General features: G+C 35.4%; 28 protein-coding genes, 1 tRNA gene and 2 pseudogenes. 17 read left to right on the forward strand and 14 right to left on the reverse strand.

Annotated features, from left to right (window positions below):
• Positions 1 to 190 precede the first annotated feature (190 nt).
• Positions 191 to 2665 carry an ASKHA domain-containing protein gene (locus TKV_RS05285; RefSeq protein WP_049685050.1) on the forward strand — a complete coding sequence of 825 codons (2475 nt, stop codon included), beginning with the start codon at positions 191 to 193 and terminating at the stop codon, positions 2663 to 2665.
• 28 nt (positions 2666 to 2693) lie between these two features.
• Positions 2694 to 4394 carry an ABC-ATPase domain-containing protein gene (locus tag TKV_RS05290; protein ID WP_049685051.1) on the forward strand — a complete coding sequence of 567 codons (1701 nt, stop codon included), beginning with the start codon at positions 2694 to 2696 and terminating at the stop codon, positions 4392 to 4394.
• A 289-nt stretch (positions 4395 to 4683) separates the two neighbouring features.
• On the opposite strand, the gene TKV_RS05295 is transcribed toward TKV_RS05290, so the two are convergent.
• From TKV_RS05295 to TKV_RS12805, 3 genes are all read right to left on the reverse strand, one after another.
• Positions 4684 to 4923, reverse strand: a complete 240-nt coding sequence (locus tag TKV_RS05295) for an IS3 family transposase (RefSeq protein ID WP_158506598.1) — start codon at positions 4921 to 4923, stop codon at positions 4684 to 4686.
• A gap of 137 nt (positions 4924 to 5060) precedes the next feature.
• Positions 5061 to 5210: a hypothetical protein gene (locus TKV_RS13145; RefSeq protein WP_173402329.1), complete on the reverse strand. Its 150-nt coding sequence runs from the start codon at positions 5208 to 5210 to the stop codon at positions 5061 to 5063.
• Positions 5186 to 5335, reverse strand: coding sequence for a transposase (locus TKV_RS12805; RefSeq protein WP_148307252.1), 150 nt, complete (start codon positions 5333 to 5335; stop codon positions 5186 to 5188). The genes TKV_RS13145 and TKV_RS12805 overlap by 25 nt, the downstream gene beginning before the upstream one ends.
• An 80-nt stretch (positions 5336 to 5415) precedes the next feature.
• Between TKV_RS12805 and TKV_RS13815 the strand changes: the two genes are divergently transcribed.
• Positions 5416 to 5547 (forward strand): hypothetical protein, encoded by a 132-nt coding sequence (locus tag TKV_RS13815; RefSeq protein WP_268870104.1) that lies wholly within the window; start codon positions 5416 to 5418, stop codon positions 5545 to 5547.
• Between the two features lie 9 nt (positions 5548 to 5556).
• Here TKV_RS13815 and pulA read toward each other — a convergent pair whose 3' ends face one another.
• Positions 5557 to 7440 carry a type I pullulanase gene (gene pulA / locus TKV_RS05305; RefSeq protein WP_049685052.1) on the reverse strand — a complete coding sequence of 628 codons (1884 nt, stop codon included), beginning with the start codon at positions 7438 to 7440 and terminating at the stop codon, positions 5557 to 5559.
• 202 nt (positions 7441 to 7642) lie between these two features.
• On the opposite strand from pulA, the gene TKV_RS13820 reads away from it, so the two are divergent.
• The 5 genes from TKV_RS13820 to glgA all read left to right on the forward strand — a co-directional run bounded on the left by TKV_RS13820 (position 7643) and on the right by glgA (position 13637).
• A complete protein-coding gene (locus tag TKV_RS13820) occupies positions 7643 to 7771 on the forward strand; it encodes a hypothetical protein (RefSeq protein ID WP_268870105.1) in 129 nt (42 codons plus the stop codon).
• A gap of 222 nt (positions 7772 to 7993) precedes the next feature.
• Complete coding sequence (glgB, locus tag TKV_RS05310; protein ID WP_049685053.1) at positions 7994 to 9886, forward strand: 1,4-alpha-glucan branching protein GlgB; 1893 nt, start codon at positions 7994 to 7996, stop codon at positions 9884 to 9886.
• A complete protein-coding gene (locus tag TKV_RS05315) occupies positions 9886 to 11043 on the forward strand; it encodes a glucose-1-phosphate adenylyltransferase (RefSeq protein WP_084574195.1) in 1158 nt (385 codons plus the stop codon). Before glgB ends, TKV_RS05315 begins: the two co-directional genes overlap by 1 nt.
• A gap of 24 nt (positions 11044 to 11067) precedes the next feature.
• On the forward strand, positions 11068 to 12213 hold the full coding sequence (gene glgD, locus TKV_RS05320; RefSeq protein ID WP_049685055.1) for a glucose-1-phosphate adenylyltransferase subunit GlgD: 1146 nt from the start codon (positions 11068 to 11070) through the stop codon (positions 12211 to 12213).
• Positions 12210 to 13637, forward strand: coding sequence for a glycogen synthase GlgA (gene glgA / locus TKV_RS05325; RefSeq protein ID WP_049685056.1), 1428 nt, complete (start codon positions 12210 to 12212; stop codon positions 13635 to 13637). The genes glgD and glgA overlap by 4 nt, the downstream gene beginning before the upstream one ends.
• A 125-nt stretch (positions 13638 to 13762) precedes the next feature.
• On the opposite strand, the pseudogene TKV_RS12365 reads toward glgA, so the two are convergent.
• Positions 13763 to 13948: pseudogene (locus TKV_RS12365) on the reverse strand (sodium ion-translocating decarboxylase subunit beta); the annotation flags it as partial.
• A 66-nt stretch (positions 13949 to 14014) separates the two neighbouring features.
• Here TKV_RS12365 and TKV_RS13505 point away from each other — a divergent pair.
• Genes TKV_RS13505 through TKV_RS05335 form a run of 3 tightly spaced genes read left to right on the forward strand, consistent with a single transcriptional unit; the run spans position 14015 to position 15492 of the window.
• Positions 14015 to 14464, forward strand: a complete 450-nt coding sequence (locus TKV_RS13505; RefSeq protein ID WP_236617437.1) for an ABC transporter ATP-binding protein — start codon at positions 14015 to 14017, stop codon at positions 14462 to 14464.
• Complete coding sequence (locus TKV_RS13510) at positions 14431 to 14745, forward strand: ATP-binding cassette domain-containing protein (protein ID WP_236617438.1); 315 nt, start codon at positions 14431 to 14433, stop codon at positions 14743 to 14745. The genes TKV_RS13505 and TKV_RS13510 overlap by 34 nt, the downstream gene beginning before the upstream one ends.
• An 18-nt stretch (positions 14746 to 14763) precedes the next feature.
• A complete protein-coding gene (locus TKV_RS05335; protein WP_049685057.1) occupies positions 14764 to 15492 on the forward strand; it encodes an ABC transporter permease in 729 nt (242 codons plus the stop codon).
• 8 nt (positions 15493 to 15500) lie between these two features.
• Here TKV_RS05335 and TKV_RS05340 read toward each other — a convergent pair whose 3' ends face one another.
• The 4 genes from TKV_RS05340 to TKV_RS05355 all read right to left on the reverse strand — a co-directional run bounded on the left by TKV_RS05340 (position 15501) and on the right by TKV_RS05355 (position 18404).
• On the reverse strand, positions 15501 to 16049 hold the full coding sequence (locus TKV_RS05340) for a DUF2284 domain-containing protein (protein ID WP_049685058.1): 549 nt from the start codon (positions 16047 to 16049) through the stop codon (positions 15501 to 15503).
• Between the two features lie 43 nt (positions 16050 to 16092).
• Positions 16093 to 16371: a hypothetical protein gene (locus TKV_RS05345; protein ID WP_049685059.1), complete on the reverse strand. Its 279-nt coding sequence runs from the start codon at positions 16369 to 16371 to the stop codon at positions 16093 to 16095.
• Positions 16346 to 17851, reverse strand: a complete 1506-nt coding sequence (gene hydG, locus TKV_RS05350) for a [FeFe] hydrogenase H-cluster radical SAM maturase HydG (protein WP_049685060.1) — start codon at positions 17849 to 17851, stop codon at positions 16346 to 16348. The genes TKV_RS05345 and hydG overlap by 26 nt, the downstream gene beginning before the upstream one ends.
• Before the next feature lie 169 nt (positions 17852 to 18020).
• Positions 18021 to 18404, reverse strand: coding sequence for a DUF4143 domain-containing protein (locus tag TKV_RS05355; RefSeq protein ID WP_049685061.1), 384 nt, complete (start codon positions 18402 to 18404; stop codon positions 18021 to 18023).
• 220 nt (positions 18405 to 18624) lie between these two features.
• Between TKV_RS05355 and TKV_RS05360 the strand changes: the two genes are divergently transcribed.
• Positions 18625 to 18825: a hypothetical protein gene (locus TKV_RS05360; protein WP_049685062.1), complete on the forward strand. Its 201-nt coding sequence runs from the start codon at positions 18625 to 18627 to the stop codon at positions 18823 to 18825.
• Positions 18826 to 19402: 577 nt separating this feature from the next.
• Here the strand turns inward: TKV_RS05360 and TKV_RS05365 are convergent.
• Both TKV_RS05365 and TKV_RS05370 read right to left on the reverse strand, forming a co-directional pair.
• A pseudogene (locus TKV_RS05365) lies at positions 19403 to 19599 on the reverse strand (IS21 family transposase); the annotation flags it as partial.
• Between the two features lie 422 nt (positions 19600 to 20021).
• Positions 20022 to 20110, reverse strand: a tRNA-Leu gene (locus tag TKV_RS05370).
• A 152-nt stretch (positions 20111 to 20262) separates the two neighbouring features.
• On the opposite strand from TKV_RS05370, the gene hflX reads away from it, so the two are divergent.
• Positions 20263 to 21504: a GTPase HflX gene (hflX, locus tag TKV_RS05375; protein WP_049685064.1), complete on the forward strand. Its 1242-nt coding sequence runs from the start codon at positions 20263 to 20265 to the stop codon at positions 21502 to 21504.
• On the opposite strand, the gene TKV_RS05380 is transcribed toward hflX, so the two are convergent.
• Positions 21494 to 21976 carry a DUF3189 family protein gene (locus TKV_RS05380; RefSeq protein ID WP_049685065.1) on the reverse strand — a complete coding sequence of 161 codons (483 nt, stop codon included), beginning with the start codon at positions 21974 to 21976 and terminating at the stop codon, positions 21494 to 21496. The two genes, hflX and TKV_RS05380, sit on opposite strands and share 11 nt — an antisense overlap.
• 230 nt (positions 21977 to 22206) lie before the next feature.
• Here TKV_RS05380 and TKV_RS05385 point away from each other — a divergent pair, with 230 nt between their 5' ends.
• The 4 genes from TKV_RS05385 (at position 22207) to TKV_RS05400 (ending at position 24147) form a co-directional block, all read left to right on the forward strand.
• Positions 22207 to 22635, forward strand: coding sequence for an NUDIX hydrolase (locus TKV_RS05385; protein ID WP_049685066.1), 429 nt, complete (start codon positions 22207 to 22209; stop codon positions 22633 to 22635).
• Positions 22636 to 22753: 118 nt separating this feature from the next.
• Positions 22754 to 23401 (forward strand): YigZ family protein, encoded by a 648-nt coding sequence (locus TKV_RS05390; protein WP_049685067.1) that lies wholly within the window; start codon positions 22754 to 22756, stop codon positions 23399 to 23401.
• Between the two features lie 72 nt (positions 23402 to 23473).
• Positions 23474 to 23713, forward strand: coding sequence for a hypothetical protein (locus TKV_RS05395; RefSeq protein WP_049685068.1), 240 nt, complete (start codon positions 23474 to 23476; stop codon positions 23711 to 23713).
• A 65-nt stretch (positions 23714 to 23778) separates the two neighbouring features.
• Positions 23779 to 24147, forward strand: coding sequence for a CoA-binding protein (locus tag TKV_RS05400; protein WP_049685069.1), 369 nt, complete (start codon positions 23779 to 23781; stop codon positions 24145 to 24147).
• Positions 24148 to 24184: 37 nt separating this feature from the next.
• Here the strand turns inward: TKV_RS05400 and TKV_RS05405 are convergent, their stop codons facing one another.
• Positions 24185 to 24538: a TSUP family transporter gene (locus TKV_RS05405; RefSeq protein WP_049685070.1), complete on the reverse strand. Its 354-nt coding sequence runs from the start codon at positions 24536 to 24538 to the stop codon at positions 24185 to 24187.
• Positions 24535 to 24891 carry a sulfite exporter TauE/SafE family protein gene (locus TKV_RS05410; protein ID WP_049686220.1) on the reverse strand — a complete coding sequence of 119 codons (357 nt, stop codon included), beginning with the start codon at positions 24889 to 24891 and terminating at the stop codon, positions 24535 to 24537. Before TKV_RS05410 ends, TKV_RS05405 begins: the two co-directional genes overlap by 4 nt.

The following is a 24891-nucleotide window of genomic DNA, read 5'->3' on the forward strand; positions in this document are numbered from 1 at the left end:
AACTGCTAATCTAGCTTTAATTACACTATACTATATAGTATGAGAAAAACCCTGAAATGTCAAATACATTTTATTGAAGGATAGGTTTACAAGATAATTTTTTATTTGCGATTTTTACAATATGGATTATAATAATAGACAAATCAATGCAAACTTACCAACAAACATTGTAATGCAATGAGGTGTTGAAATGTTTAACAAAGATGCAATGAAAAAAATAAAAAGTTCGGTTGTTGAAAAATTAAGAAATATGAATTTTGATATAACAGAAAATTTAATAAAGGAAATAGATGAGTTACTTGTAGAAGCAGAAAGCTTGATAGACTATAAAGTACAGCAGGAAATATATGATAATTTTAAAATAGACCAAAAAGAAAATAGAATAATTCTTAATGAAAAAGATTATCTGCTTGGCAAATATATTGTTAAAAGTTTGCAAAAAGCAGAATATATAGTTTTGGCAATTATTACTTTAGGAGAGAGGGTAGATAAAAGGATAAGCGATTATTTTTCTTGTGGCGATTATACAAAAGGACTGATTTTAGATACTATTGCAGGAGTTGTTCTTGAAAATTTGACAATAAATTTTTGGAATGGTTTAAAAGAAAATGCGCAAAAATACGGGAAAGGTATTACAGAAATTTTTTATCCAGGAAGCAAATGGGATATAAAAAATCAAGCTGTTATTTTCAAAGTTGTCAATGCTTCAAGAATTGGAGTTAGTATCAATGAAAGTTTTATGATGACTCCTGAAAAAACGGTGTCCTTTGTGTGTGGCATTGGAGAAGACTTAAAAAGCTGTGTCATGGGAACTAGTTGTGATGATTGTGAAATGGAAAATTGCGTTTACAGAAAATCTTCTGCAACCAAAGCCTATAATGTGACTGTTCATTTTAATGGAGAGACTAAAATGATTGCAGCAAAAGAAGGGGAAAATCTCTTTCGCCTTCTTGTCAAAAATGGAATTTACCTTTCTAATTCCTGTGGTGGCAATCGCATTTGCGGTAAATGCAAAGTTATTTTAGGAGAAAAAAGCAATATATCCTCTGAAGAAGCGTATTTTCTGACACAAAAAGAAAGAGAAGAAAATGTCCGCCTTGCTTGTTTTGTTAATATTGACAGGGATTTAGAAGTTACTGTGCTTTATTATGAAGAAAAAGCCAATATATTGACAACGGAAAAAAGCTCTTTAGATGTTTCGTTAAATAGTCGAATTAAAAAATATGTAGTGGAGGTTTCTCCTCATACTTTAGAGGACCAAAGGGATTATGTAAAAAAGGTTTGTGATTTACTTGGAGGCAAAATAAAAATTTCTTTGAGTTTGGTTGGGATGCTTCCTCAAACTTTAGAACAACATGACTACAAAGTAAGTTGTGCGGTGAGAAAAAATGAATTGATTTCTGTGGAAGACAAAGCTTTAAATGATAAGAATTTTGGCATAGCTTTGGACGTAGGTACAACAACTATTGCTGCCTACTTATATGATTTAAATCTGGGCAAACAAATAGATGTGTATTCCTGTTTAAATCCTCAAAGGGTTTTTGGGGCAGATGTAATATCACGGATAAACTATACTATCACTGAGCCTTTAGGGCTATATAAAATGCACTCCGCTTTGATAGATAAAATAAATGAAATAATTGAGAGATTTAGTCAAAAAAATTCTATCAGCAGGAATAATATATATGAGATTGTGGCTGTAGGTAATCCTACTATGATACATTTTCTTTTAAATATACCGTGTAAACACATAGCCGTGTCTCCTTATGTGCCAACTTTTACGTCAAAAATGGAAATAAAGGCAAAAGAAATAGGGGTAAATATAAACAAAGAGGGCTATGTAATTACATTGCCACTGGTATCTTCTTATGTAGGAGCAGATATTGTAGCATCTATTTTGGCAAGCAAAATAGATAAATATCAAGAATTGTGCTTGCTTGTAGACATAGGAACAAATGGAGAAATGGTATTGGGAAATAAATATAACCTTGTGGCTTCGTCGGCAGCGGCGGGGCCTGCTTTTGAAGGTGCTGGAATAACTTTTGGAGTAAATGGCATAGAAGGGGCTATTGACCATGTAGATTTTGGTAAAAGACCTTTTTATACTACAATAGGTGATAAAAAGGCTAAAGGGATATGCGGTTCTGGCATTATAGATATCATTTCTGAATTTTTAAAATACGGGATTATCGACAGTACTGGAAGATTTTTACCTAAAGAAGAAGTTAAAAATTTACCTATTGACATCGCGCAAAAGATAACAGTTTACAAAGATGAGCCAGCATTTTTAATAGAAAATGGTATTTATGTAACTCAAAAAGATATAAGACAAATACAATTGGCAAAGGGGGCAATAATTGCAGGTATTAATATTATGATAAAAGAAATGGGTATAGATGTGAATGATATAAAAAAAGTATTTTTAGCAGGAGGCTTTGGAAATTATATTTTTCCACCAAGTGCAATCACAATTGGGCTTTTGCCAAAAGAGTTAGAAGGAAAAATTATTCAAATAGGTAATAGTGCTGGGATTGGGGCAATAATGGCATTGCTTTCTGACAAAGAATTAGAAAGAGCCACACAACTACAGAAAAAAATAAAGTATATAGAACTTTCTACTCACAAGGATTTTCAGCATGAATATATAAAAGGAATGTACTTTTAGGTATAATCAAGAGTAGAGGTGTTTGTATATGACAAAAGAGGACCTTAAGAAAAAACTTGCCAAAATAGATGGGAAAGGATATAAAGCTTACGAAGATCTTCAAGGTGAATATGTGTTTGAAAAATTTACACTATGTATTGACCACGTCCAGGGAGATCCTTTTGCGCCTCCTTCCAGAATAAGGCTTAAAGTGCCTCAAAGTATAGCCGGCTTTGAAGTTTCCATGTATAACAAACCTTCAAGGCAGGTTGCTTTAGAAGATTTTTTAACAAGGGCTGTTTTTGAGGTTATTAAAAAATTGCCATCTGTTAAAGGTACAGGACACAGTGGTGATATTTACATAGACAAAGGTGGCCAACAAATAATCAAAAGAAGTGCAATGGTAGTTAGTAAAGATTATGTAGAGGCGAGATTAAGCATAGGTCTTCCTGCTTTTGGCAGACGCATAAATAGTAGTGGAGCCCAAAGAATACTTTTTGAATTTTTACCTCAAATTGTAGAAGAAGCTCTTTTAAAAAAGAGTCTAAAGGTAAGGGATATATGGTTATGGGTGGAGACAGCAGAAGATCAGGATTATCTTAGAAGCAAGTTAAAAGAGAGAGGGCTTGTGGCTTTTGTTGCCGATGGATCAATACTTCCTAGAGAAAGCGGTATAAGCGACAAACCCCTCAAGGGTGACAATGTGGTGCCATTTGAATCTCCAGCCAGTTTAAGAGTAGAGCTTCAACTTCCTAACCGTGGAAAAATAACGGGCATGGGAATACCACAAGGCGTTACACTTATTGTTGGTGGAGGCTATCACGGTAAGTCTACGTTATTACAGGCTGTTCAAAAAGGAGTATATAACCATATACCAGGTGATGGCAGAGAGTTTGTTATAACTGTAGCTGATGCAGTAAAAATAAGAGCGGAGGATGGCCGAAGGATAGAAAAAGTAGACATAAGCCCTTTTATAAACAATCTGCCCAATAAAATAGATACTACAAGGTTTTCTACCGAAAATGCCAGTGGTAGCACATCACAGGCTGCAAATATCATGGAAGCAATAGAAATAGGCACAAGTTTGTTGCTTTTGGATGAAGATACTTCGGCTACTAATTTTATGATAAGGGATACACGAATGCAAAAGCTAATTGCCAAAGAAGAAGAGCCTATAACTCCTTTTATTGATAGAGTGAAACAGTTGTATAAAGATAATGGCATATCTACAATTTTAGTTATGGGAGGCAGTGGAGATTATTTTGATGTTGCTGATTGTGTAATTAAAATGCATAACTACAGGCCGTATGATGTTACGCAACAGGCAAAAAAAATTGCAAAAGAATTTAAAACCAATAGACAAGTTGAAGGGAATGTTGCGCCTGTAGTTATAAATCAAAGAATACCTCTTAAAAAGGGGCTTGAAATAAAAGGCAAAAAGATAAAATCAAAGGGCGAAGATACTATTAAATTTGGATACCAAGAGATTGAATTGAATTATGTAGAACAATTAGTAGACAGAAGTCAAACAAACGCTATTGGGGAAATAATACGATATATGGCTGACAGATATGTGGATGAAAGAAGTAGTATAAAAGAAATATTAGAAAAAGTATATCGTGACATAAATATCAAAGGACTTGACGTAATATCGCCTTTTTATGGTAAACATCCTGGTAATTTAGCTTTGCCCAGGCTTCAGGAAATAGCTGCTGCATTAAATAGATTGCGAAGCTTTACTATAAAATGAAAATAAACATCCTCACCCACACTGGATTTGCTTGAGGATGATAATCTTATTATCTCATATAAAGTAAGACAATACCTGTTAATGGCGAAACAGGCTGGTGGTGGCACATGGATAAAGTAGCAAAAGGAGAGTTAAAGCCAGAGATTTAACCACCCAACCTAATGCACATGATTGGATAAACGGGAAAAGGGTAAAAAAAATTTAAGGAACTAAACAAAATAAACAAAAGAGGAAAAAGAAAAAAATAAAAGATATTCTCTAAAAGAATTTATTGACGACTTAAAAGCGGTTACGTAGTGGTAGAAAAATCCCTATTTAAAACGTTTTCTCTTTCTTCTACTCTGTTGTTAGAACTGTAAGGTCTAAATTTTTTGATAATTATAGATTTTATACCTAACTTATTCATAAGTCTTTGAACTCTTTTGAGACTTATATTATAGCCTTTATTTACAAGCATTTTGTGAATTTTGGGAGCTCCATAACGCTTTTTGCTTTCTTCATATATTTTCATTATTTCTTCCTCATACATCCTGTTTTCTCTACTTCTCTTGCTTTCTGTTTTATGAAGATACTTATAATAGGAGCTCCTTGAAACCTTTAAAACTTTGCACATTAATTTAACATCATGATATTTTTTATTTTCCTCAATAAACTCAAATATAGAGCTTACTCCTTTGCGAATATGGCCATGGCTTTTTTTAATATTTCATTCTCCTCTTCAAGTCTTGCCATCTTTTTTAACATAGCCCGATATTCTGCTATTGTAATTGTTGTGCTTTTGTTGTCTATATTTATTGGTTTTGCTTTTTCAACCAACCTGATATTGTGGATTTTGAGATGCCATATTCGCTTGAAAGCTCTGCTAGACTTTTACCATAGTTATACAACTCTACTATAGTATTCTTGAATTCATCATTATATTTTCTTTGTCCTCTTGGCATTTGTAGACACTTCCTCTCTTTATATTTTTATTTTATCCTGTTCGAGTTAAAGTATCTACAATAATATACTAACACCAGTTGTGAAAGATAAGGTTTTTACGTACAGGAATGCTTCAGATTATGAGAATTTTGTAGCAGAAGAAGTAAAGAAATATGTCCCTTCAGAGAAAGTGTATGTATTCAATAAAAAAGAAAAAAGCCCCCTTTTTTAAGGGGGATACCTATATTTTGCTAAAAAGTACCATTCCGCATATTGGAGGAACTGTGAGAGTATTGTCTAAAAACGCCCAATCGCCTTTTTCAATTGGGATAACCCCTGCTTTTTTATTGTCAACAACCACTTTCCAGTTTCCTGGTGGAAGTTTTATGTCAACTTCAGATTTTGTGGGATTGTAGATTACAGCAATTTTTTTCCATGGGTCGTTGTTTGCATTGTCTGAGATTAAAAAGGATATTGTGTTTTTAGGAGTTTTTATAAAAGAAAGTTTTGACTTTATTTCTTCTTCCGTTCTCATCCTAAAGGCGGGATGTTCTTTTTTTAGCCTTATTAAGCCTTTGTAATATTCAAATACTTCCTTGTATTTCAATTTTCTTGGCCATTCCAGCTGGTTTATTTCATCTCCTGCGTTATAACTGTTGTTGTTTCCTTTCTTTGTCCTTAGAAATTCTTCTCCAGCGTGTATAAAAGGAATTCCCTGACTGGTCAGGATTATCATGTTGGAGAGCTTATCCATAAGTATTCTCTCTTCTTCCGTGGCATCTGGGTTGCTTTTTGAAATTTTGTCCCACAGCGTGAGATTGTCGTGGCATGAAACATAGTTTATAGTCTCTTGAGGACTTTGAGTAAAATCTTTGATTTCGCTGGAATATTCAATAGATCCTACTACGCCTTTCATTATATCTTTTTCCTTGTTTTTTTCGCCAGTGGCAAAGCCTTTAGATTCATCATCAGGAAATCCCTTAATGGCATTTCTGAAATTGTCGTTAAATACGCCTATTCGGGTATTTTTTTGAGCACCCTTCATAAACTGTTTTTCCATGGGCAAAGCTGAAGGACCTGCTGCCCATGGCTCACCGTATAAGAGCAAAGAGGGTTCTATAGAGTGAAGAGTTTTTTCTATTTCTTTCATTGTATCTATATCGTGAAGCCCCATCAAGTCAAATCTAAAGCCGTCTACGTGGTATTCTTTTACCCAGTACTTCAGAGAATCTATCATCAACTTTTTCATCATAGGCCTTTCTGAAGCAGTTTCATTTCCACACCCTGAACCGTTGGAATAACTGCCATCAGGGTTGTGCCTGTAGAAATATCCTGGCTCAACTTTGTCTAAAATAGAATCAAAAGTGGTATAGGTGTGGTTGTAAACCACATCCATTGTTACCCGGATTCCTGCTTTGTGAAGAGAAAGTATCATTTCTTTTACTTCTTTTATTCTAGAAAGGGGGTCTTTAAGGTCTAGAGCATAACTTCCTTCAGGTACAAAATAGTGGTAAGGGTCGTATCCCCAGTTATACCCCCCTTTTAACTCATCTACACTGGCAAAGTCCTGTATGGGGAGAAGGTGAACATGAGTTACGCCCAATTCTACAAGGTGGTCAATTCCCGTCTTTATCCCATTGTAATCGGTGTCTCTTTCTGTAAAGGCAAGATACTTACCTTTATTTTTAATTCCAGAATCCTTGTGTACAGAGAAATCCCTTACATGAAGTTCGTATATTATGGCGTCAGTAGGATTATCAAAAGGAGGTTTTACATCTTCCGACCATCCAGGAGGATCTGTTTCTCTTAAATCAATTACTACACCGTGTGTTCCGTTTGCTGTTAAAGCTTTGGCATATGGGTCTACCGTTTCCACAAACTGGCCTTTTCTCAAGATTTTATAAGTGTAGAGAGCATTTTTGAGGTTTTCCTTTACATCAATAAACCATGTGCCTCCTTCGCTTTTTTCCATCTCTATTTCCTGCTTTTTATTATCTTTTAAGAGGCACAAATACACTTTCTCTGCAGTGGGGGACCAGAGACGGAATTTTGAAGAAGAAGTCGTGAAAGTGCATCCCAAATCTTCTCCATTGTATACCGGATATTCTTCATAATTTTTACACATATTACCTCTCCTTTCTCACTTTACTATTATATACTAAGGTTCTTGTATGTGCAATTGGGGAAGATTGTTAAGATAGTGTAAAATTTCAGTAGATAACGAAGCAGGAAAACGAGGTATAGATGATGTAGAAAAAAGACCTCACCGAAAAAAATCAAAAATCAAAACAAAGGAGGTTGAGGTCCGAGATAAAATAAAAAAGATAATGCAGCCGACAAAGCAGGAGGAAAAAAGAAAATACGCGGAAGAAGACATAGAAGAATGGGTAAGAGTTTCATTACCGATACTGAAAGGTCCATTTGCGAGCAAGCCATGGATAAAATACGTTTTATAGGTTATTAGCGGTGAGGTCGGCTGCAAAAAATTTTTACCTACAAAATCTTTGACACGGACTGGTTGCCAGATTTAATTGACATAATTTAGCTAAAATGTTATAATGAAAATAGAAAAATGTCATATTTTGCGCAATGATTCTCTTTTGCATGTCTTTATTTTTCATTTCTTTGACAGTCCTGCTGTGGCTTCCCAGGGAATATAGATAAAAAGGGGTGTTTTGATGGTGAAGGGCAGGTGTACGAAGTCTACAATTTACCTTTCCGATGTCAGAAAATTTTTAAAAGGAGAACATTTCAAATCTTACGCATTTTTAGGAAACAGGTTTATAAACTATCGAGGTAGGGAAGGGACGGTATTTTGTGTTTGGGCGCCTAACGCAGAGAAGGTAGGAGTTGCTGGTGATTTTAACAGCTGGGATGCAAAAAATCACATGATGCTCAAAGTAAAAGATTCAGGATTGTGGTGGATTTTCATAGAAGGGTTAAAGGAAGGGGAACTTTATAAATACGAAATTCACACAAAAGACAGGAAAAAGATTCTGAAAGCAGACCCTTATGCTATTTTTTCAGAAGTGCGACCTAATACTGCTTCTATTGTAAAAAATCTGCCTGAATACCAATGGCATGATGAAGAATGGATGGAGAAAAGAAAAAAGACAAATATTTTTGAAACTCCTATAAATATCTATGAGCTTCATTTGGGATCTTGGAGAAGGAAAGAAAATGGAGAATTGTTAAATTACAGAGAAATTGCCGACTTACTTGTGCCTTACGTGAAGGAGATGGGATATACCTATGTAGAACTGCTGCCTTTAATGGAACATCCTCTGGATATGTCTTGGGGGTATCAAATAACAGGATATTTTTCTATAACAAGCCGCTTTGGCACTCCTGAAGATTTTATGTATTTCGTTGATACACTGCATCAACATGACATTGGGGTAATTATGGACTGGGTGCCTGGGCATTTTTGCAAGGACGAATACGGATTGTACAATTTTGATGGGACACCTCTTTATGAGTATGAAGACCCTTTCATAAGAGAAAACCATCACTGGGGGACAGCCAATTTTGACGTGTCAAAACCAGGTGTAAAAAGTTTTCTCCTTTCTAATGCTTATTTCTGGTTTAAAGAGTACCACATTGACGGTTTCAGGTGTGATGCTATTTCTAACATGCTCTATCTTAATACCCGTTCTGGAAGGCAGGAAGTCCAAAATCAGGTGGTTTCCTTCTTACAGGAACTAAACAGGCTAATCTTTACCAATTTTCCCAATCCTTTGATGATTGCAGAAGAATCAAGTGCATATCCTTTGGTCACTTATCCTGATTATGAAGGTGGTCTTGGATTTAATTATAAATGGGATATGGGATGGATGAATGACACGTTAAGATATATGTCAATCATCCCTGAAGAGAGGAAATGGCATCACAATCTTCTCACTTTTTCAATTATGTACACATACTCTGAAAATTTCATATTGCCTTTGTCCCACGATGAGGTGGTGCACGGCAAAAAATCTTTACTTGACAAAATGCCGGGAAGCTGTGAAGAAAAGTTTGCAAATTTAAGGGTTTTATACGGATACATGATGACTCACCCGGGAAAGAAGCTACTTTTTATGGGAGGAGAATTCGGACAGTTTATAGAATGGGACTTTAAAAAAGAGCTGGACTGGTTTTTGCTGGATTATACAATGCATAAAAGCTTACATCAATATATGAAGGACTTAAATCAAATATATCTTTCTAATAAATGTTTGTGGGAAATGGACCACTCGACGGAAGGGTTTTTATGGATTGATGTGCATAACAGCGAACAGAGCATTATTTCTTACATAAGATATGCAAAAGACAAAAAGGATTTTTTAGTTGTTGTGTGCAACTTCAGCAGAGTGTCGTATCCCATCTACAGAATAGGTGTGCCTGAATTTTCAGTGTACAAAGAGATTTTGAACAGCGATGATGTCAAATACGGGGGAAGAGGCTTTGTAAATGAAGGTCCCATTGAAGCTGAAAAAGTAGGAATGCATGGCAAGCCTTACAGCATACAAATAAAATTGTCTCATCTTTCTGTAGTCATATTAAAGCCAGAGTATAATGAGGTGATTTGATGAAAAGGGAAATTATTGCATTAATTCTTGCGGGTGGGCAGGGTAGCAGGCTTGAGTCATTGACCAAGACAAATGCAAAACCTGCAGTAGAGTTTGGAGGTAAATACCGAATAATTGATTTTACTTTAAGCAATTGCTCTAATTCTTCTATAGAAGTGGTAGGGGTTTTGACTCAGTATCAACCTCTCATACTTCACTCTCATATAGGGATAGGTAGTGCCTGGGATTTGGACAGGGTAAATGGAGGTGTGACGATACTCCCGCCTTATACTGGAGAAAAAGGAGGTAGCTGGTACAGTGGAACTGCTGATGCAGTGCTGAAGAATATAAACTTTGTGGAAAGATATTCTCCTGAAAATTTATTGATTCTCTCTGGAGACCACATATATAAAATGCGTTATTTAAAAATGTTAAAGTTTCACAAGCAAAAAGATGCAGATGTGACGATTGCTGTTACAAAAGTGCCAATAGAAGAGGCGTCCCGTTTTGGCATAATGAATACCTACGAAGATTACAGGATATATGAATTTGAAGAAAAGCCTAAAAAACCAAAAAGCACATTGGCCTCAATGGGGATATACATCTTTAAGTGGGATAAGTTAAAAGAAGTTTTGCTTGAAGATGCTCAAGACGAGAGCTCTTCACATGATTTTGGTAAAGACATAATTCCTAAGATGCTTAAAAAAGGATATAGGATGTACGCTTATCTTTTTAAGGGATATTGGAAGGATGTGGGTACAATAAGTAGTTATTGGGAAGCAAGTATGGACCTCATAAATGAAGATCCTTATTCTAGCAAAGAGGGCATAGACCTTAATCTATTTGATAAGAATTGGAAAATATATAGCTTTTCCTTCGCATATCCTCCCCACTACATTGGTCCTTCTGCAGAAGTTTCAAACTCCTTGATTGTTGAAGGTTGTATGGTATTTGGGACTGTTTTAAATTCTGTCCTATCTTATGGCGTGATGGTGGGGGAAAACGCGGAAGTGAAAAATTCTATCACCATGTCTGATACAGTTATTGAAGAAGGGGCAAAGGTCATAAACAGCATAATTGGCCCTAAAGTGGTAATAAAAAGAGGAAGTGTTATAGGAAATGAAAAGAGGATAACTGTGATAAAAGAGGGGGAAGTTGTGGAGGGGATTATGGGATAAATTGGATAGAAAGGGGAGGGTTTTATGCTTGCTAATTATATAGGCATATTAAATTTGAACGAGGATGAAAGCAATTTAAAGAGCCTTACTATGAATAGGCCCTTGGCTTCTGTGATAATTTTTGGAAGGTATAGAGTGATAGATTTTATACTTTCAGATTTTGTAAATGCAGGCATAAAGACTGTAGGTATTTTTGGGCAAACTCATTCCCGGTCTTTAATTGACCATTTGGGTACAGGCAAGCCGTGGGACTTAGATAGAAAAATGGGAGGACTTTTTATATTCAATTATTGTTTAGAAAATCCTCCTATAAGCGATGTTAAACTTTTAAAAAATAACATGGAATTTTTTCACAGAAGCTCAGGTGACCATGTGATACTCGCTTCTTCTAGGATGATATACAAAATAGACTTCAACAAAGTCGCTAAATACCACGAAGAGATGGGAAATGATATAACAGTGGTATACAAAAAGGTGAAAGACGAGGAAGGAAGATTTTTAAACTGCGATGTGTTCAATTTGGATGAAAATAATAAAGTTTTAAGCGTAGGGAAAGTCTTGGGACTCAATGTAAGTGTGAATGTCTCTATGGAGACGTTTATAATGAAGAAAGACCTTTTGGTGGATTTTATTTACGAAGGTATAGAAAAAAACAAGCATGGTTCTTTTAAGGAATGCATATATGAGAGTGTGAATAAACTTAAGGTAGGGGCGTATGAGTACAAAGGCTATCTGAGCTGTGTAAATTCTATCAAAAATTACTATATCACTTCAATGGATATATTGGATTTGAGAGTGAGGAAGGAGCTATTTTTTGAGGGAGGTAAAGTTTACACAAAAACGAATGATTCTCCTCCTACAAAGTACTACGAAGGTTGTGAAGTAGAAAATTCGCTCATTTCAAACGGCTGCCTTATAAAGGGAAAAGTGAAAAACAGCATAATTTCAAGAGGAGTTGAGATAAAAGAGGGGGCAGTGGTGGAGGATTCAATAATTTTTTCAAATTGCATCATAGAAAGAGGAGCATTTCTAAAGAATGCCATTTTAGATAAAAATGTTATAGTGGAGGAGGGCAAAAAGCTAATTGGAGATAAAAAGTTTCCGATTGTAATAGAAAAGGGAGAAATAGTTGAAAATTTACTTAGAAAGGCAGGAGAAAGTAGAAAATGAAAATACTATTTGTTGCTTCAGAAGCGTATCCTTTTGCTAGAGTAGGTGGCCTTTCGGATGTAGCGTATTCTCTGCCAAAAGCTTTAAGGAAGTTGGGCGTTGACGTAAGAGTGATGCTTCCTAAATACAGTCAGATATCCCAGGAATATCAGAATGAGATGAGGCACCTTGCAAATTTTATAGTGCCTGTGGGTTGGAGAAATCAATACTGTGGAATTGAATATATAGAGTTTGAGGGAATTCCTTATTATCTTTTAGATAATGAATATTATTTTAAAAGACACCAATATTACGGATACTATGACGATGGAGAGAGGTTTGCTTATTTTAGCAGAGCTATTTTGGAGTCCATATACCATTTAGAAGATTTTAAGCCAGATATAATTCACTGCAATGACTGGCATACAGGTATTGTTCCAGTTTTATTAAAAGCCCATTACAGTCAAAGTGATGTCCACAAGAACATAAAAATAGTTTTTACTATACACAATTTAAAGTTTCAAGGGGTATTTCACAAAATAGTTTTAGGTGATCTACTATCCCTGGGAGATGAGTACTATGATGAGAACAGGCTTAAATACTACGATGGAATTTCTTTTATGAAAGGTGGAATCATATACTCAGACAAAGTGACAACTGTGAGTAAGACCTATGCAGAAGAGATAAAAACTCCTTTTTATGGCGAGGGGCTTCACGGACTTTTAGAAGGGATAGGAGATAAACTTGTAGGAATAGTAAATGGCATTGACTATGATTTTTATAACCCTCAAACAGATAAGGACATATATGTAAATTACGATGTAAATTCTTTTGAGAAGAAAAAAGAGAATAAGGTAAGGCTTCAAAAGGATTTAAAACTTGAAGTGGGGGAGAATATACCTTTAATAGGTCTCGTATCAAGGCTCACAAATCAAAAAGGTATTGATTTGGTCCTTGCAGTGCTGGAGGACATTTTGCATACAGGAGTACAATTCGTTGTTTTGGGCACAGGAGAAAAAAACTATGAAGATTCTCTTAAGTATTTTGCTTTTAAATATCCTTCTCAAATGGCTGCAATAATTGACTTTAGCGATTCACTGGCTAAAAAGATATATGCTTCATCAGATATGTTTTTAATGCCCTCTTTGTTTGAACCCTGCGGCATAAGTCAGCAAGTAGCTCAGAGATATGGGAGCCTTCCCATTGTAAGAGAGACAGGTGGGTTAAAAGATACAGTGATCCCCTATAATGAATACACTGGTGAGGGAAATGGTTTTTCATTTACAAACTACAACGCTCACGACATGTTGCACGTGATAGAGTATGCGGTGTCAATATATAAAGACAAAGAAAGGTGGAATAGGATAGTAAGGCAGGCTATGGAAGTAGACCACAGCTGGAATGCTTCTGCTAAAGGATATCTTTCACTTTACGAAAGTCTGTGAAATGATAAGGGGGCTCTTTACGTGCCCTCGTCTTAACTGCTAGAAGATTAATCCCTCTGATCTTTGCAATGCTCAGCAAAGGTCAAATATACCAAGAAAGAGGTGTTGATTGCCTCAAAAATTTTTTAATTACCCCCTTGACATTTTACCGTTTGTCTTTCAACAAGAGAGTATCTAAAAACCTCTTCCCTGGAGTCCAAACTATACACTCTAGTTACATAAAAAGACGTAGGTCCATCTGCAGTGCCAATTATGCCTATAGCAGCTGTTTCTTTTAAATTAAAATCCAGCATATGCGCAAAAATTATAGTTAAAAAATATCCCTAGCAGTTAACAATTTAGAACTTTCTATTTCTAGAGGAGAGTTTTTTGGGCTATTGGGGCCCAATGGAGTTGGAAAAACAACAGTAGTGAGAATGTTATGTGGGTTAATTTCTCCTACCTCTGGAGAGATTTTTATAGAAGGAGTTCCTATGAGAAGAGATACATTAGAACTGAAGAGAATAATAGGTATAGTGCCCCAACATGTAAATTTGGAGTGGGAAATGACTGTATGGGAAAACTTAGAACTTCATGGGCGCTTATATGGAATTCCTTTAAAAGAGAGGAGAAAAAGAATTTGTGAACTTCTTGAATATTTTGAATTAACTTCAAAAGTTAATGAAGTGATCACGACGCTATCTGGCGGAATGCAGAAGAAACTTATGATTGCTAGAGCATTAATGCATGATCCAAAAATATTAATACTAGATGAACCAACAGCTTCTCTTGATCCAGACATAAGGAGGAAGTTATGGGATTTAAGGCTATGCACCAAAAGGGATTAACCATAGTTCTTACTACTCACTATGTTGAAGAAGCAGAAATGCTTTGTGAAAGAGTAGGTCTCATGGATAAAGGAAGTCTAATAACGCTGGGTAAACCTAAAGAGCTGATAGGAGAAATAGGGCGATTTGTAGTGGAGTATTTTATCGAGGGGAGGACTATAAGGGAATTTTTTTCCGAAAGAGAACAAGCGTTTGAAAGAGCAGAGAGTATAAAAGGAAATGTAAATGTCCGAGAGACCAATTTAGAGGATGCTGTTTTAAAATTAGCTGGAAAGTTTTGAACTACGAGGGAGATAAACATGGGAGTCCCTACAATACTTTGGCGGGAATTTGTATTTTTTAGGAAAAGTTTTTGGAGTACTACTTTTAGCAACCTAGTTTCTCCTGCCCTGTATTTAATAGCATTTGGGTGGGGGATAGGAAGTGGAGTAAAAGTAGGAGAAGAAAACTATCTGACTTTTATAGTGCCAGGTATCATTGCGCTTACTACAATGACCACGAGTTTTGAAGCGGTTGCTTTTCCCCTCAACATTGATAAAATATATGGAAAAACTTTAGAGGAATTTATCACAGCCCCAATAACACCTTGGGAGTTTGTATGGGGAAAAGTCACAGGAGGGGCGTTTAGGGGGCTGTATTCTGCTCTATTGATAATATTGCTGGCTTATGTATTCAGCGCACGTATTAGTATGAATGTTTATTTTCTGTTAATAGTTGTACTCAATTCTTTTGTATTTAGTACTCTGGGGTTTGTAGTAGGTTTAGCGGTTATGTCATATGAAGATGTGGGAAAATTCAATAATTTTGTAATTACCCCTATGGCATTTCTGTATGGGACTTTTTTCCCTATTGAAAAATTACCCTATTTCTTTCAGAAAATTATACTTTTTTTACCACTGACTCATGCAGTGCTCGGTCTAAGGAATCCTGTTCCTATGTTGCAATTCTTTATACACTTGTTGGTATTAGGAGCATATCTTTTGATTTTTGGAATAATCGGCGTGAGTATCTATAAAAAAATAGAGTGAAGCACCTTTCACTCTATCAATACCATCCCTACCCACATTATCTTTTCTTTTGGAGGAAATTCTAGTGAAGATGTGACAACTTTCTCGAGAGTTGCGGTTACGTCGATTCCCATTGCTTGCATGGAAGGCCGTGCTTGTAGGGGATGCCTGCAAGTTGTGTCATTTTTTTCTGCAATTACACATTTGTCGCACAACTTACACGAGTCACTAGTGAAACCTGCTGCAAATCTATAACCTTTATTAAAAGCTGCTTTTTCTAACTCACTGACAATTTTGTAAACTTTTAAAGAACCTGTTTCAATTTTATCTTTTTCCTGAGATACAGGCGTTTCAACTATTACCAATATTCCCCATCGATATTTTTGAATCATCTCTTTTGCTTCGTTAAAAGGAGGCAAAAATGGTGGACACATGAGATTTTTTCTGTAGTTAGGACATAAAGGAACAATACACTTAAGTCGACATCTTGGATCGAACACTATGTCTGCTGTAGAGATTGCAATTGCTTTTGATGCTCCTAGTTTTATTGCTTCTTCTATAAATATAGATTTTTCCATTAAATTCCCTCCCTTTATTTGGTTAAAAAATAAGGGCACACATTTATGTGCCGCTAAACATCTTGAGGTGATTGATGAGTTTTTTCTTTTCTTTTTCAGGAATTTTGTCCCAATTATTTGATACTACTGCAAACTCCTCATTAAGGTAAATAACCTGGGGTGGAAGAAAGGATTCCTCCTTATGACCTGCAACATATGAATGCCTTCTTCCCATGATTTCCACCAGCCACAAGCTCACGCCGTACTTTGATTTTATTAAGTCTGAGAGCCTGGTAAATTCCTCAATCATTAGCTTCTTAGAAGTAGAGGTCTCTCTCTCCATTCTGTATCCTCCTGTAATATTCCATAAGCTTGGAAAATACTTCTGCAGGAACCCTTTCTTTGATTTCCTCTAATTCTTTCTGTATTACTTGTTTACCGGCTATTTTTGTTTCCTCGCTTGCAAAATCATCTAGCCATTCTCTGAAGGTGAGTACGGCGTTTAGTTTGCAGAAAACAGCCTCTCTCCCTGTCTTAAGAAGGGTCATTATGTGTTTGCCTGTTCTTCCACATCTGTAACCTGCCGTGCAGAAGCTTGTTATATATCCCATTTTTGCTAGTTCTCTTATCAATTCGTCCAGGCTTCTGGTATCTCCCAGCAGGAACTGCTGTCTCTCCGCTTTCTGTTCAGTGTACCTGTCAGAGTAGGCACCTATCCCAATTTTTGTAGAAGCATCTGTTTGGGTGACTATGCCCATGGAGAGAATCTCATTCCTCAGGTGAGCAGGTTCTCTGGCAGTCAGGATCATACCAGTATAAGGTACAGAAAGCCTTATGACGGCTATTAACTTTTTGAAATCTTCATCAGATACCTTGTACTTTGACTCCTGAATAAAGAGCGTATTAGCAGCAGGTTCTAACCGTGGAAAAGATATGGTGTGGGGTCCTATGCCAAAAAATTTCTCTAAATTTCTTGCGTGATACAAAAGTCCCATCACTTCAAATCTCCAGTCGTAAAGGCCAAAGAGCACTCCCAGAGCCACATCGTCAACCCCTGCTTCCAGTGCTCTGTGGTGGCAGTACAATCTCCACTGATAATGGGATTTTATGGTTCCTTCTGGGTGTAGCTTTTTATAGGTCTCGTGATGATAGGTTTCTTGGAAAACCTGATAGGTTCCTATTCCTACATCCCGCAGCATTTCTAATTCTTCTATAGACATGGGGGCGGCGTTTACATTTACTCTTCTTATCTGCCCATATCCATTTTTTGTCTTGACTTTGACTTCATATATAGTTCTTATTGTATCTGCGATGTATTTGGCATCTGTAGTGGGATGCTCACCGTATACCACGATTAAACGCTTATGGCCTATTTCTCCTGCTAGAACTTCTGCTTCTCTTCTTACTTCTTCTAAAGTTAACCTTCTTCTTTTGATGACTGTGTTTTCTCTTCTAAATCCACAGTAGACACAATTGTTCACACACAGATTGCTGCAATAAAGGGGCGCAAAGGTCACAATTCTGTTGTCATAAACTTTTTTCTTGATTTTTGCTGCCGCATCAAAAATTTCTTGCCATAGTTCGGGATCTTTAACATTGAGAAGAGCAGCTGTTTCATCAGGTTCAAGGGTTTCTATTTTTAGTGACTTTTGAATTATTTCCCTTATCCTCTGCTTATCGGGATTCTGGTTTTTTCTCAGTTTTTCCCATATCTCCTCGTCGTCAATGAAATCTCTTCCGTTTTCAAGATATCTGGTAATTTGTTCCTCTTTGATTACACTGTCCATCCACTTTTTCTCTTTTTCACTCAATACAATAGTCATTTTTAAATTTCCTCCTTTCCTCGCCCTCAGAGTATCTCCTTGGGCTCAGTATTTCAATTACATTATACAATAGGATTGTTAAGTCTTCAACAAAAATATTTAACGTCTTCCAAACAAATACGTGAAAGCAAAAGCAGGGATTTTTACTATGGGTACTTTCGCCGAAATGTCAATTTTTCCATAGTCTTCTGGCATTTTTTGTTACTAGTATTGCTGAAGCGATATTTTTTTCTTTTTTGCTCATCTCAACAATCTCGTCATTTTCGGAGAGGGTTGTATCTTCACTGAATTTTACTTCAATTAGGGATTTGCTGTACGGAAATTCAACGACAACATCAATTTCTTTTTGATTGTCAGTAGGTTTTCTAAAATAACCTATTCTAGCATTTGTTTGAGAGTAAAAGTTGTAAATATGTTTGAAAACTGCGGTTCCAACTGTCATTCCATTTCTTGGAGCTCTTTTATCCAAGTCTTTGAGCTTGTTCAAAGGTGAAGCTTTCTCAAGCGCTTCGTAAAGGTCTTTAGTAGAAAGTCTTATGTAGTGTTTTGACATGGTTAAATCAGTATGCCCTAAAAGACGTTTTGGAGAATGACAAAGAAGTGGACTTTGTGGTCACTAGAGGTCCTGTAATAATGATGAGATAGTATAAAATTTCAGTAGATAACGAAACAGGAAAAATGAGGTATAGATGATATAGAAAAATAGACCTCACCGAAAAAAATCAAAAATCAAAACAAAGGAAAGTGAGGTCAGAGATAAAATAAAAAAGATAATGCAGCCGGCAAAGCAGGAGGAAAAAAGAAAGTACATGGAAGAAGATGTAGAAGAATGGTTAAGAGTTTCATTACCGATACTGGAAGGTCCATTTGCGAGCAAGCCATGGATAAAATACGTTTTAAAGGTTATTAGCGTGAGGTCGGCTATAAAAAATTTTACATACAAAATCTTGACATGGACACACGTCTTTAGGTGAAGTCCAAATTTTTGTGTAAAATCCCTCTGGTTTAGAATTTGGGTTCTTTTTTTAAAGTATCTTGACAGTATGAACTTATGCACTATATTTAAATAGGCAGGAACACATATAAAAATACAGAAGCAAATTTTTTGGTTTGCGTGCAGAAAAATACTTTCAAACAATATTTCATGATTTCATAAATTTTTTCTTACTAACAAGGTTGCAAACATTTTGCTAACGCAATAAATAAAAACACTTGAAAATAGCCGTGAAATAAACTCAATAATTTCCAGTAAAGTAACCGAAAAAAGCTTATTTTTAGGCACTTTTAAAACTTATTAATGGTAATTAAAAGTACATAAAAATTTCAGAAACCAAATCAGAAATAGCAGAATACAGTTACCAATTTATAAAAAATAAACCTTCTGCTATAAACACTTTCACACTGCCTGGAGAACCGGGATATAAAGATGGCGTTAGCTATTTCTTTGCAAACACTACTAAAATTCCTGAGATAGTAGCAGAGTTTTCAGGAGAGAAAAATTTGCTCTCCCAGGAAAGGACAAATCAAGATAAAAACAAAAAGCTATGAAGCCAACTCATGGGTAGTATCCTTGTATGGCTCAATTTTTGAACCTCTTTTAGGATGAGTTTTCTTTCATGGATATTGTCTGCTCTGAGATATTTTCTTACTGTACTTCTGGAATAACCTGTTCCTCGTGCGATTCCACGAATACTTTTACCTTTTGCTTTTATCTTGTATAACATCATAATAGACCTACTCCTTAGTATTTATTTACCTCCGATTCTCTGAGATAGTGAATTTAGTAAAATATTAAATTATTTCTCCTTCCCGGAGTTAGTTTTTGCAAAAAAGACTTGCGCAGGCTTCTCAGAAAATAGAAAGACCAACTGTTAAAGAACTTGCAGAAGGGAAAAATAAGAAAGTGGAAGTTATAAGAGCAGGCAGTAAGAAATAACAAATTTAAAAATAGTTGTTAAAATAATAAATATAAGTGCAGCAACCTCTGTTATTAGGAAAAAGTTGCTGCACTTTGCTTTTGTACATCTTGCCAATCTCTCAAGAAAACAGAGACCAGTACGTTTATTTTATCTATTTTTATCTGCTTTTATTTTTTATGTTTGCAAAATGTTTGCAAAGTGATATAAAAACCAAAAGCCGTTAGCAAAGTGGCCAAATCTCTTGATTTTTCTGGTGCCGAAGGCGGGAGTCGAACCCGCACGGGGTGTGAGCCCCACTGGATTTTGAGTCCAGCGCGTCTGCCAGTTCCACCACTTCGGCGAATCATTACATTTGATATATTACCACATAAAAGAGCAAATTTCAATACCCTTTTTAAAAAGGGTCGATGTAAAATTTCAGCTATAAATTGCTTTTTTTACGATAATGAAATATTATTATATTTACAAAGTGTTTGTAAGGCTGGTGATGTTATGGAAGAGTTAAACAGAAATGAAAATGTAGAAAAGGCGATTTTGGTTGGGATTATTTCAACACCGGAAGATGAGGAAAGCATGGAAGAATTAAAGGAGCTTGCTTTGACTGCTGGTGCAGAAGTAATAGGTGTAATGACACAGAAGCGCAACACAATTGATAAAGCTCATTATATTGGCAAAGGCAAGCTTAAGGAATTAAAGTTTTTTGTTGAAAATCAAGGAGCTGACCTTGTGATTTTTAATGATGAACTTACAGGTGTACAACTTAAAAATATTGAAGAGGTTTTAAAAGTAAAAGTGATTGACAGGACAAATCTCATTCTTGATATATTTGCTAAAAGAGCGAGGTCAAGAGAAGGGATACTCCAAGTAGAATTAGCCCAATTGAGATATAGGCTTCCGCGTCTTGTAGGTCTCGGTGAACAGCTTTCAAGGTTGGGCGGTGGTATAGGAACGAGAGGACCTGGAGAAACGAAGCTGGAAACAGATAGAAGGCATATAAAAAACAGAATAAAAGCGATAGAAAAGAAACTGGAGGAAATAAAAAAGCACAGGAATTTACAAAGAGAAAGGCGTAGAAAAAATCAAATTCCTGTTGTGGCAATAGTAGGATATACAAATGCGGGTAAATCCACATTACTTAATGCTCTTACAAATGCAGAGGTATATGTTGAAGATAAATTGTTTGCAACCCTTGACCCTACCGCGAGAAGATTTATATTGCCGTCTGGGAGAGAAGTCATTTTAGTTGATACTGTTGGATTTATCAGAAAATTGCCACACGACTTAGTAGAGGCTTTTAAATCTACATTAGAAGAGGTTAAATATGCTGACCTATTGCTTCATGTAATTGATGTAACATTAGCAGATATGGAAGAAAAAATAAAAGTTGTAGAAAAAGTGCTTTTAGATTTGGGTGTTATGGGTACTCCTATAATAAATGTTTTCAATAAAATTGACCTTTTGGATGTAGTGCCAAAAGGAAATGAAAGAAATATATATATTTCTGCAAAAAATAAAATTGGACTTGATAAGTTATTGGAAGTAATAGAAGAGGAAATCTTCAAAGATGCAGAAATAGTGAATTTTTTGCTACCTTATGACAAAACTAAAGAATACAATTATTTAAAAGAAAAAACTAAGGTAGTAGAAGAAAAGTTCAGTGAAAAAGGAATAATAATAAAAGCGGAAGTGCAAAAAGAAATAAAGGAGAGGCTTAAGGATTTTGTCATCGCCTAATGGCATTGTATTCTGCTTTTTCTTGTGCTTTTACATTTTTGACTATTTGGACAATTTTTTTATAGGCTTTTTGCGTGCCATAAGTAACTAAAGGCCTTCCGATAGTGGGGAGTTTTAAAGCTATTGAAGTAAAGCCCCCAATCTTCATAATCCAATTAGTAGCAGCAGAAGTATCAATTAAAAGTAAGCCTTCGTTTGTGTTAAAAATATGATAATAGAAATCCTTAAGAGCAGGTTCAATCAATTTTTTTGCGTTTTTTACACCCATAGAATATACGTTATTTCCGTATTCATCAGTGCCAATTGGTACAATATGACCTGGATCGTTCTGACCGTTTAATTTATCAAATAAGGGAATGCTTTCTATCTCTTCTTTCGATGGCACTTTATCCATAGGAAGTTTCCCCATGTGTATATATGAGGCTATTACAGAAGTATGGGTTCCTCCGTAACAATGATAAATTATATACATTTACAAACTCTCCTTCCTTAGCCTGTACATTAAATATTTTTTATGATTTTGAGACTTTTATACTGGTAATTTAATTTTTGCGAGGTAAAAATAAAATTTGATGTATAATTATGGTTTAATGCGGTAAAATAAAAGTAATAAAATTTAAAATTTAAGAAGGAATTTAAGAGTTTGTAAAGAATATTATATTAAAGAACATAAAAAAATAAAAAATTTTAGGGGGCTTGAAAATGTTAATAAGAGATTGCGCTGGAGGAGTTGTATTCAAAGGAGACAGTGTATTTATCCTCAAAAACGAAAAGGGTGAATGGGTGTTACCCAAAGGGGTTATTAGAAATAATGAATTGCCTATTGATGTGGCCGTAAGGAGAGTCTGTGCTGAAACAGGCCTTAAATCTGTTGAAGTCCTTTCTACTCCTGGTGAGACCAGCTATGAATTCTATTCTGTTACCCGTCAACGTCCTGTCTTTAATAAAATCACGTGGTATCTCATGACTACTAATGAAGAAGAATTTAATATAAGTAAAGAAGATGGTTTTGTTGATGGCGGTTTTTATCCTATAGACAAGGCTTTGGAGATGATAACTTACAGTCAAGATAAATCGCTTGTAAACGTTTCTTACTTCAAATACAAGACGTTGACAAAAGCACTTGCATAAAAACATAAAAAAGAAATGATTGTAATAAAGCCGTAAACGGCTTTATTTTTTGGCAGTTAATAGTTTAAGCTCTTTATTGTTTGTTTATTATTTGGTATAATAACAAAGGGGTGCTAATTTGGCTAAAAGTTATAAAACACTTTATAATTGCGGAGTAGCTGAAGTTGAAATAAAACGTTCCAGATTTATTGGCCATGCAAAACCCGTTTCTTCGGAAGAAGAAGCGATAAAATTTATTGAGGAAATAAGGGCAAAACACAGAATGGCTACGCACAATGTGTATGCTTATGTTTTAGGTGAAAATGATGAAGTTCAGCGTTACAGTGATGATGGTGAGCCTTCTGGGACTGCTGGCATTCCTGTTTTGAATGTGATAAAAAAAGAAGGATTAAAAAATGTAGCAGTGGTAGTTACGAGATATTTTGGAGGAATATTATTGGGAGCAGGAGGTCTTGTAAGGGCTTATACCAAAGGGGCAAAGGTGGGAATTGAGGCAGCAGGAATTGTAGAAAAAATATTTGCTAAAAGCGTTGTTCTCACTTTTGATTATACTTTACTTGGTAAAATTCAAAATGAATTGCTTAAAAGGGAATATTATATTAAAAATACCAGATATGAAGATAAAGTTATAATGGAGGTTTACATTGAAGAAGACAAGCTTTTAGAGTTTGAAAATTTTATCAATGATCTGACAAGCAAAAGGTGTAATATAGAGGTTAAAAAAGATGTGTACCTTTTTAAAAAGGACAATAGTTATGTAGAATAAATAGATTGCCCCCATTATATAAATTAAATAAAGTGGAATGTGGTGGCGTTTGAATATAATGGGGGTGCTACCGTGAATTATTATAAAGTTTGGATTTCTTGTATGGATATGTATAATTCAAAAGAAATAACGATTGTGAGATATTTCAAAGCAAAAGACATTTTGGAAGCTTATGAAAGTGGAAGTAATGACGGAAAAACTAAGGGGAAGTATTCGCGTAAAGCAGTACTGCTCGTAAAACCCATTGACGAAAAGGAATACATAATAGGTAAAAGCATGGAAAGGTTTAATAAATATTTATATAATTTTTAAATTTTAAATAACATAGGAGGTAAAAGTGATGGATTACTCATATATAGATTACGTAAGAAGAAGCTATGAAAAGAAAAACATGGGCTGTTGTTGGTGCTACTCCCAGACAAAACAAATACGGTTATCAAATTTACCGAAGCCTTAAGCTAAACGGCTATACAGCTTATCCGGTTAATCCCAGGTATAAAGAAGTTGATGGAGACCCCTGTTATGAATCATTATCTAAACTACCTGTGGTACCTGAGGTAGTAGATATGGTGGTTTCTCCTACTTTGGGAGAGGCGTATGTGGAAGAAGCGGCTAAATTGGATGTTGAGTTTGTATGGTTCCAACCAGGAGCTGAAAGTGAGGAACTGGTAGAAAAAGCGAGAAACCTTGGCTTGAAAGTAGTGTACAATACCTGCATAATGTTAGAAACAGAGAAGAGGAAATAAGAGGAGTGCCCCATTTCCTCTTTTATTATTTTCAGGATTATTTTCGGGGCTTTGAAAAAATTTCGTATATTCCCATACCGAATAAAAAAACTGCAAATATTTTTTTGAGTATAACAGCTTTTGTAATTGCAGCTAAAATAGCTCCGATTGAACTTCCTATTATTCCTCCTATTATTATGAGAGTCACAATTTTATATTGTATGTTTTTGCTTTTAATATGATATATTAATGCAATTATTGCAGTAGGAATAAAAGATAAAAGATTAACACTTTGAGCTATGTGCTGTTCAGTTCCTAGAAAAATTGTCAAAGCGGGGATGAGAATTGTACCTCCTCCAATTCCCATTCCTCCCACAATTCCTGCGAATAATCCAATTAAAAATAGTTTCATGATACCAGCATCCTAACCGAGGCAACTATCATTATTATTCCAAAAATTTTTCTTAAAATAGGTATTGAAAGTTTGTTAAGAAAATATGCACCTATAATACCACCTATGGTACTACCTACTGCTACATTTATAGTTAGAGGGATGTCAATTATTTTATTTTGTAAATATATAAAAGAGCTGACTATTGTAAGAGGGAGTATAATTGAAATTGCTGTCGCATGGGCTTTATGGTCTTCAATTCCAAGTAAAAACACCATTGCAGGTACTATTAAAGTACCTCCTCCCGCACCTAAAAGCCCGTTTATTATACCCGTGATAAATCCTATGAAGAAGAGTTTGAGTTTGTCAGCCAT

Origin of the sequence: Thermoanaerobacter kivui (assembly GCF_000763575.1) — a bacterium.
Taxonomy (GTDB): Bacteria; Bacillota; Thermoanaerobacteria; order Thermoanaerobacterales; family Thermoanaerobacteraceae; genus Thermoanaerobacter; species Thermoanaerobacter kivui.

Coding starts and splice junctions, on each gene's coding strand:
- TKV_RS05285 (WP_049685050.1), top strand. CDS start 191: ATGTTTAACAAAGATGCAATGAAAAAAATAAAAAGTTCGGTTGTTGAA.
- TKV_RS05290 (WP_049685051.1), top strand. CDS start 2,694: ATGACAAAAGAGGACCTTAAGAAAAAACTTGCCAAAATAGATGGGAAA.
- TKV_RS05295 (WP_158506598.1), bottom strand. CDS start 4,923: ATGTATGAGGAAGAAATAATGAAAATATATGAAGAAAGCAAAAAGCGT.
- TKV_RS12805 (WP_148307252.1), bottom strand. CDS start 5,335: ATGCCAAGAGGACAAAGAAAATATAATGATGAATTCAAGAATACTATA.
- pulA (WP_049685052.1), bottom strand. CDS start 7,440: ATGTGTAAAAATTATGAAGAATATCCGGTATACAATGGAGAAGATTTG.
- TKV_RS13820 (WP_268870105.1), top strand. CDS start 7,643: ATGCAGCCGACAAAGCAGGAGGAAAAAAGAAAATACGCGGAAGAAGAC.
- glgB (WP_049685053.1), top strand. CDS start 7,994: ATGGTGAAGGGCAGGTGTACGAAGTCTACAATTTACCTTTCCGATGTC.
- TKV_RS05315 (WP_084574195.1), top strand. CDS start 9,886: ATGAAAAGGGAAATTATTGCATTAATTCTTGCGGGTGGGCAGGGTAGC.
- glgD (WP_049685055.1), top strand. CDS start 11,068: ATGCTTGCTAATTATATAGGCATATTAAATTTGAACGAGGATGAAAGC.
- glgA (WP_049685056.1), top strand. CDS start 12,210: ATGAAAATACTATTTGTTGCTTCAGAAGCGTATCCTTTTGCTAGAGTA.
- TKV_RS13510 (WP_236617438.1), top strand. CDS start 14,431: ATGGGATTTAAGGCTATGCACCAAAAGGGATTAACCATAGTTCTTACT.
- TKV_RS05335 (WP_049685057.1), top strand. CDS start 14,764: ATGGGAGTCCCTACAATACTTTGGCGGGAATTTGTATTTTTTAGGAAA.
- TKV_RS05340 (WP_049685058.1), bottom strand. CDS start 16,049: ATGGAAAAATCTATATTTATAGAAGAAGCAATAAAACTAGGAGCATCA.
- TKV_RS05345 (WP_049685059.1), bottom strand. CDS start 16,371: ATGGAGAGAGAGACCTCTACTTCTAAGAAGCTAATGATTGAGGAATTT.
- hydG (WP_049685060.1), bottom strand. CDS start 17,851: ATGACTATTGTATTGAGTGAAAAAGAGAAAAAGTGGATGGACAGTGTA.
- TKV_RS05355 (WP_049685061.1), bottom strand. CDS start 18,404: ATGTCAAAACACTACATAAGACTTTCTACTAAAGACCTTTACGAAGCG.
- TKV_RS05360 (WP_049685062.1), top strand. CDS start 18,625: ATGCAGCCGGCAAAGCAGGAGGAAAAAAGAAAGTACATGGAAGAAGAT.
- hflX (WP_049685064.1), top strand. CDS start 20,263: ATGGAAGAGTTAAACAGAAATGAAAATGTAGAAAAGGCGATTTTGGTT.
- TKV_RS05380 (WP_049685065.1), bottom strand. CDS start 21,976: ATGTATATAATTTATCATTGTTACGGAGGAACCCATACTTCTGTAATA.
- TKV_RS05385 (WP_049685066.1), top strand. CDS start 22,207: ATGTTAATAAGAGATTGCGCTGGAGGAGTTGTATTCAAAGGAGACAGT.
- TKV_RS05400 (WP_049685069.1), top strand. CDS start 23,779: ATGAAAAGAAAAACATGGGCTGTTGTTGGTGCTACTCCCAGACAAAAC.
- TKV_RS05405 (WP_049685070.1), bottom strand. CDS start 24,538: ATGAAACTATTTTTAATTGGATTATTCGCAGGAATTGTGGGAGGAATG.
- TKV_RS05410 (WP_049686220.1), bottom strand. CDS start 24,891: ATGGCTGACAAACTCAAACTCTTCTTCATAGGATTTATCACGGGTATA.